General features: G+C 53.5%; 5 protein-coding genes. All 5 read right to left on the bottom strand.

Annotated features, from left to right (window positions below; genetic code table 11):
• Positions 1-2,272, bottom strand: a 2,272-nt coding sequence (locus EYB53_RS26295) for an SAV_2336 N-terminal domain-related protein (protein WP_303646664.1), incomplete at its 3' end; no start/stop codon positions are given.
• An 83-nt stretch (positions 2,273-2,355) separates the two neighbouring features.
• Positions 2,356-3,351, bottom strand: a complete 996-nt coding sequence (locus tag EYB53_RS24725; protein WP_135482181.1) for an AAA family ATPase — start codon at positions 3,349-3,351, stop codon at positions 2,356-2,358.
• 14 nt (positions 3,352-3,365) lie between these two features.
• A complete protein-coding gene (locus EYB53_RS24720; RefSeq protein ID WP_135482178.1) occupies positions 3,366-4,802 on the bottom strand; it encodes a VMAP-C domain-containing protein in 1,437 nt (478 codons plus the stop codon).
• 78 nt (positions 4,803-4,880) lie between these two features.
• Positions 4,881-5,807, bottom strand: a complete 927-nt coding sequence (locus tag EYB53_RS24715) for a hypothetical protein (RefSeq protein ID WP_135482175.1) — start codon at positions 5,805-5,807, stop codon at positions 4,881-4,883.
• Positions 5,808-6,164: 357 nt separating this feature from the next.
• A complete protein-coding gene (locus tag EYB53_RS24710; RefSeq protein WP_135482173.1) occupies positions 6,165-6,818 on the bottom strand; it encodes a WD40 repeat domain-containing protein in 654 nt (217 codons plus the stop codon).
• Positions 6,819-6,980: the final 162 nt, after the last annotated feature.

The following is a 6,980-nucleotide window of genomic DNA, read 5'->3' as shown; positions in this document are numbered from 1 at the left end:
CCGGCCAGGCGGGGTTGCGGCTGGTGATCAGCACCCGCGTCGCGCCGCCAGGATGGTGCTCGCGCACCAACTGCGGGTCTTCGCAGTTGTCGAAGATCAGCAGGTAGGGCAGGCCACAGGCGAGGCGGCTGCGCACGAGGTTCACTTGCTCGTCCAGCTTCAAGCCCGCCGCGTCGGTGAAGAGTTGGAGATGGGCGGCCCCACCCAGGCGGGCGAACTCGGTCGGGATGGTGTCAGGCTGCGCGAAGGAGAGCCAGAAGACGCCGGCGAAAGACGAACCGTAGCGATACGCGAACTCCACCGCCAACTGAGTCTTGCCAATGCCACCCAAGCCACTGGCAACGGCGGCTTGGCTCTGGTTCACCGCGACGCTCTGGCCCCCTTTGAGCAGCGTGGCGAGCGCCAGGAGGTCGGCTTCACGTCCGACGAACTGGTGATTGCGTCTCAGCCCGCCCAGCCACGAGCCAGGCGGCAGCACGTCCTGCGGCGGGGGGATCGTTGCGGTCGGCAAGGCCGCGAGCGTGGCCTGGGCCGCAGCGAGTTCTTCGGCAGTCGCCGCGACGGGGCGGGGGGGGAAGGGTTGTTGGACAACCTTTTCTTCATCATGATGTCTCTCGTCTGAATCGCCAACTAAATCATCCTGTAAGTTGCTTGCAGATAGGCTAGTATCGTCGAGAGTTACCAAAGTCGTTTGGCTAGTTTGAGCAACTGTCTGCACGCTCACCCGCTCAATAAGGTTAGCCAGTTGTTTATAGCCCAAGCCTCGGAGCAAGAATGCACGGATACGGGCGAATGGAACTGACTCAGGAAGATCCGATACACCGAAATCACCAGGCAAAGCCAGTAATGCTCGCATTTCTCGCTCGTGCTCGGCACGCTCTTCAAGATACGCCGAAACCCTTGCCACTACCTCGCTCGATTGGTTGAACGGAGCAAGTTCTAACAGCAGGTCTCGAACACCGTCATAAAACTCGTAAAGTACAGCATCTGGTTCGCGACTTCTATCAGAGGATGTTCGGTAAAGAAGCCCGCTCAGTAACAACTCTGCGATGTGGCTTTGATCTGCCATTGGGAGAAATGTTGCACACAGCAAATTAAGGATCGGGAGAGTAACTGGTGAGGCTGATGCCAACAGCGCTAATCGTTGCGCTGTGGGAGTGCTCAGACTAAGGAAGCGCTGTACTCGCTGACTTGGACTCGATGTAAGATCAGGCGGGCGATTTGGAGGTGAAGGCTTCGCAACTCGATCAAACGCATGACCACTTACAATGCTTCCTGGTCGACCTATCAGCAGGTTGACCCACGCCTTAATAGACTCTGTTGTTAGGGTAAGAACCGGCGTGGGCACATTCTTGGTTGGGAGCACATCCTCCCACTCATCAACAGGAGTAGCAATTAATCGGGTGTTGGGTACACCAGCGGTGCTGGCTTTCAAGTGTACTTCTATTTCACGTCCCAGTGCCGTGCGATCCCATAGTTGCGGCGGCATAAGTTGGAATACCGCCATCGGACTACTATTACTCCAGAGACTCAATGCCGTCGTTGCACGTCCATCGTGCCACGCTCTTCCGACGCAGTCGCTGACTATGAGAACGAGATGGCGTCCCTCTGGATCTGACAGCTCACTTGCTCGACGCGGGATAGTCGAGGTTCGCCCAGCAAAGAGCATAAGCTCTTTATTATTACTATCACTATCGAACTGCCAAAGGCGCACGTCGCGAAAAGCACCCTGACGAATCAAGAGACGGTGTAAATCTTGAATTGTGTCCTGCCAGATCGTCGCAGAGCCGCCTTGATCAACCACTAGATGAAGCGCAAACCAACGGCTTTGTGCTGGAAGCATTATCGGTACAAGCGTGTTTTCCTCAGCGCTTCGCTCAGCTGTTAGCTTCTCGTCAAGTCGTATGCGATGACGTGATGGCACACGCCGCCGAAGTGGCCGCAATGCTCGTGCAATTGATGCTGCATTTGGGAGAGCGCCGACTGATGGAACGCGTAATGGTGTTATCTTGGCCGCTGTCTCTTTAGAAGTTTCAGCACTCAATGGATACAGATCAGCTTGGCTTTGTTCAGAAGCTGATATCGTATCCGGCAAGTCAGGTTGATTCATCGTGGGACTAGAATGGGTTTCCTCCTGGCCCATCAAAGGTAGAGGCTGTTCAGACTGTTGTATAGTCGATGGGAGAGATGGCACAACTCTCGTAGTGGACGGTACTGAAGGCTGTCCACGAGCATCCGCCTCCGATTCTTGCGAGTGTTTAATCGCCAGCATGAACCAGAGCGCCTCCGCTATCTGGTGCCCCGTTATTTCAGAATCACGCTCAACAATCAACTCTAGTAGACTGTCGATACTCATCATTCAGATCCAAGTCGTCGTAGAAGTTCTTTGCGAAGTTGTTGCTCTGTTGATGCCTCAGGTTGGTTTTCTTGAGTGGCGATGTAGATGAGGTTGAGCAGCTGATCAGTGGCAATATGCCCTCTGGCGTCCGGACGATCTCGTTCGCGAAGAAAGTCGGCAACATACTGCTTGATAGCTTCTTCGGCCTGCGCAAACACCTCATCACCAAGGTGGGCACGTATGATTGCTTCAAGCTCGGCTACCTCTCTTGGCGGGTCGATATCGAGGCGTAGACAGCGGCGCAGGAAAGCTGGTGGAAAATCCCGCTCACCGTTGCTGGTCATGATCACTAAAGGAAATGTTCGGCAACGCACACGACCACCGGGGATTGTAACCTGGCTTCCATCAGAGCGGCATACGGAGACCATCTGCGTATGTTCGGCGGTAGAGTCCTTTTGGAGTAGACGTGTGATCTCGGCGATAAAAAACTCTCCCTCCTCAAAGACATGCAACAAATCATTTGGTAGATCAATATCTCCCTTGTCAATCTCGTCTATGAGAAGCACTGCCGGTCTATCTATTGGCAGTAATGCCAGGCCTAATGGCCCAAGCGTAATGTACTGACCAACTTCTTGGGCTGTGTTGGTGTTCGCACTATGGGCTTGTGCATCGCGTAGACGCGCAAGTGCGTCGTAGCGATAGAGGCCATCCTGCAGCACGGTTCGAGTATTGATCGGCCATTCATAAAGAGTCAGGTTTAGTTCTTCTGCAACCGCACGAGCGAGCGTTGACTTGCCTGTCCCGGGCTTACCAGTTACTAAGAGAGGTCGCCGCAAATAGAGGGCTGCATTGACCATCTCGATAGCTCTGTCACTTGGACGGAAGACTTGCCCTCGACGCTGATCGCGCGCAGGATCAGTAAAGTTACGCCAGGGGGGTGGATCAGGCAACCGCGTAATTGGATCATCGTCTTCCTTGCGCCCTTGGCCGGTGTATATCTTCCAATCGCTCATGGTCACATCCCCATTTAGGCTGTAGTCGGTGTCTCAAATGCTGCATGGTCAGGATCGTACGGGAGCCGGTTTGGATCATCATAGAAGAGTAAAGGCCTGGTCAAGTTGGTCTGTTTCCAATATTGCCGTAGCAGCTGTGGCAGATCGGAAAGTTGACGAGGTTCAAGCAGGCCCTCGAGAAACTGGTACATAAGCGCACTGCGATCGGCATTGTGCGCAAACCAGAGTCCGAGTGGAATGCCAGCTCGGACAACACGCAACAACACCCGCTTAACAAAGTCCATCCCCTCAGGAGGAGAAACCGTTTCTACGAAACAGAGGTAGTCATCGCCAATTAATTGATTGAACAGATCTCCGTCAAACTCCTCTGCCGCCGTTGGGCAGAAGAGCGGAGGACGCTGGGCGGCACCAGCGTGATGAGGACGTTGCCACTCACGCTTACAGGCTTCTGGCAGTTGACCCCATCGTGTACGCCAGCGTGCGCGAGCATCAACCATTGCTGACTTAGGTGAGAGTGCGCGTTCAACCGAACGTACGACAACTGGATGCCCAATGTACAGTGGTTGCTCAACAACATCATCAGGATCATCCTCATCGAAAAGGATAGCAACCTTCCACTCATGAGAGGGTTCAACGAGAAGGCTGTGATGCAGCATCAACTCAATTCTTAGATGACCGCCGAAGCGGGCAATGTGCTTATGGATTCTTTGATAAAGGCTTTGTATCGCTTGTGGTAGTTCCGCTACGGAAAGAGCGCGCACTTCCTCGCCAATTGGAGGCCAGAGCTTAAGGCGATCCGGCCATCGCCAGGCGAGAATATGGTAGAGCTCATTACTCTGCGGCGCTCTATCGATAGCAATAAGTAATCCTGGTTCCTCCGACTTTTTCTGCGGCTGCTCTGGCAAACCTAACCATTGGCAAAGCGCAGCCTCCTGTGCAGGATTCAGATCAGATTCAGCAAGGAGCGTGCGGGCAAATCGTTCAATGGGGTCAGTTTCGCTGGTGAGGTTGTGTATTAATTCAAACAAAATGGATTGAAGCAATGAACTCTCAAACGGTTCTGGCAGGACATGAAAAGGGGCTATTTTGCTAAAAGCACGACGAAGGATGGCTGTAGGCAGTGAGAGATGTGACAATAGAGCAAAGAGTTGGTCTGCTCGCTTCTGGCGAGTGGATTTTAGGAGTGATGTAAGGTCAGCTGTGACTCCAGCAGTCGCAAGCACTGCAATCATAGCTTCCGTATCACCACCCACCAAGAGAATATTGAACACACGCTTGTCAATGTAATCCTCTGCATAGTCACCACCCTGTGTCTGCGTATGCTGCACGGATTGATCGACAGTTATGGCTCCGTGACTATCTCCTGCAACTGCCACGCCAAGTTGAGCCTCCCCACTCACCTGCTGCTCATGCGCACGTGATACGTCTAGTTCGGCGATGATCTGTTCCACAATCAGTCGCTGAGCCGGATTATCTATGTGTGCGAGTAACTCACGGAGCCGGGTAGTTGACGGCGTCGACATGGTTGATCATGCTCCGATCATTTTTCGCAGCACATCCGCAATCTGGGTGGCAATGGGCAGGACTGTCGGCAGCACTTGTGCGATATTCTCGGCGGCCTTCTTGAGACGCGACAAGCTATATGCTACATCGTCTTTGTCGGGATTGGGCTTCGTTGCTTCTGCCACCGCGCTCTCGGCGCGTTTCGCTGCTTGCTCGGCCTCACCGGCCTGCTCCGCCGGCACCTTCTGCAACTCCGCGCTCAGCTGCGCGATCAGCGCCTGAAGCTGCGCCTTCGTCGCCGCGTCGCCATGCGGGGCCGCGCCAACGCTCTGCGAGACGTTGGTCAGCGTCGATTTGATGTTCAGGATCGCACCGCTGAAGTTCCCGGACATAGTGAACTGGTCGCCGCTCACGAAATTACCCTTTCGCTTGTCGATATTCCCCTCGGCATAGTCGCCACCGCCGGTGTCGATATTTCGCACGCTGCTTCGCGCGCCGCGACCGATCGCGATGCCCGTGCCGCTGATGTCACCAGTCGTAATCCGGTCGCCCTGGGTCGTCTCAGTGCGGTTGATATCGCCGCCAGCCACATCACGGACGCTGACATCGCCGAGTTGTCTGCCGCTTCCGAAGTTCAGCCCACCGCGCTGGCCGATGTTATCTTGGGGGCGGCTGGCAATGATCTGCTGAGCTAGCGCCATGATTTCTTGGCTCGCTGCCTGCTGTTGGGTGAAGATAGCGACCAATTGCTGCACCACATAGGGGCGTAGCGTCTGATTCTTTGGATCGCCCTGAAAAATTGCCAGCACCTGCGCAATCGTCTGGTTGCCCTGACTATACCGGGCCAGCACATTCCGCCCATGCTCAACTAACCCCGGAGGTGTGGCACTGCCCGGGGTTGCGAGTGCGTCCAAAATGATTTCCGTCGCCCGATTAAGGCTGAGTTGCTCCATTGACTGCTCCTCTAACAAACTGACGTGCTTGGTAGACGGCGTTGTGCATGGATCATCGTAAATAAACTGCTCCCACGGCAACGAGGCCATGGGAGCAGTCCGGACGGAGCAGTCCCAGACCCTCCGCCCTCCCGCGAGAGACTGCCGCCTTGAGCAGTCCCTTGGTCAGCGGGTGGGCCTTGCCCCCTCGCTGACTATCGTGGTTCTCCGTCCCACGCGGGGGCGGAGAGAATAGGCTCGCTATCCTATATATAAGGACAGCCAAGCCTACAAGGACAGCCAAGATGGACGACATCAAGGCCACCGGAGTTTTGACACTCCGGCTCACTTCCACATGGGATGATTATACGCTAAAAGTCAAGATCCATGCCTAAACTTCAACCAGTACAGCCCACGCAAACCATGTACAACCAGATGCTCAGTTGATATCCAATAACATTGCTGAAGACTATCATCAAAGAGGAGTTCTGCAATGGGCTTCGATTGGTCAAAGTTTTGATGTATCATCAGGATGCCATCACGCTCTACCGCAGCGGTCAATGAACCGTCAGGGCATATATCAAGCGAATTAATCTTGCTAACCTGTGCCAACTGCCTAGGCGGAACGGAAACCTTCTTTTGACTCCACCCAGTATCGGAACGAGACCAATATATTAGCTCGTTCCGATATCCTGACGTAATTACATGGTCACCAGAATCTTCCACGCTGACAACTGCCTGATACGTATCGATAACGCCTACAGACAGGCAATTCTTGGTATCCCATAGGGTCACTTTATCATTCGTGCTAACCGCCAAGAATGTTCTGTTTTCACTTAAACATATGTTATTTATTTTACTCATTTGCTCATTTTGGTTTAAATTCCAGATGCGAATGGTGTAATCTTCACTTCCTGACAAAGCAAATTCGGCATGAGTACTTAGCTCGCAACAAGTTATTCGCTTCAAGTGGCCATAAAATTCACGGTCAGGCCAAGAAGAATGAACACTTCTTAGCGTTAAAGTATTCATGTCAACTCCTCTCTCGAAAACAAGGTTTCTTACGCTGTCTAATCCAACAATATCACCCGAGGAAAGACAAGAAGACCGATAAGTAATCCTCTTTATCCATTTTTTGTGTATCCTCCCCAAAACCGCTGGACAGAGGGTGACAGCGAAGCCAAAGTCTGGTAG

The organism is Candidatus Chloroploca mongolica (assembly GCF_004762035.2).
GTDB lineage: Bacteria > Chloroflexota > Chloroflexia > Chloroflexales > Chloroflexaceae > Chloroploca > Chloroploca mongolica.
The sequence above is the reverse complement of the archived record's forward strand: the minus strand, read 5'-3'. Positions and strand labels throughout refer to the sequence as shown.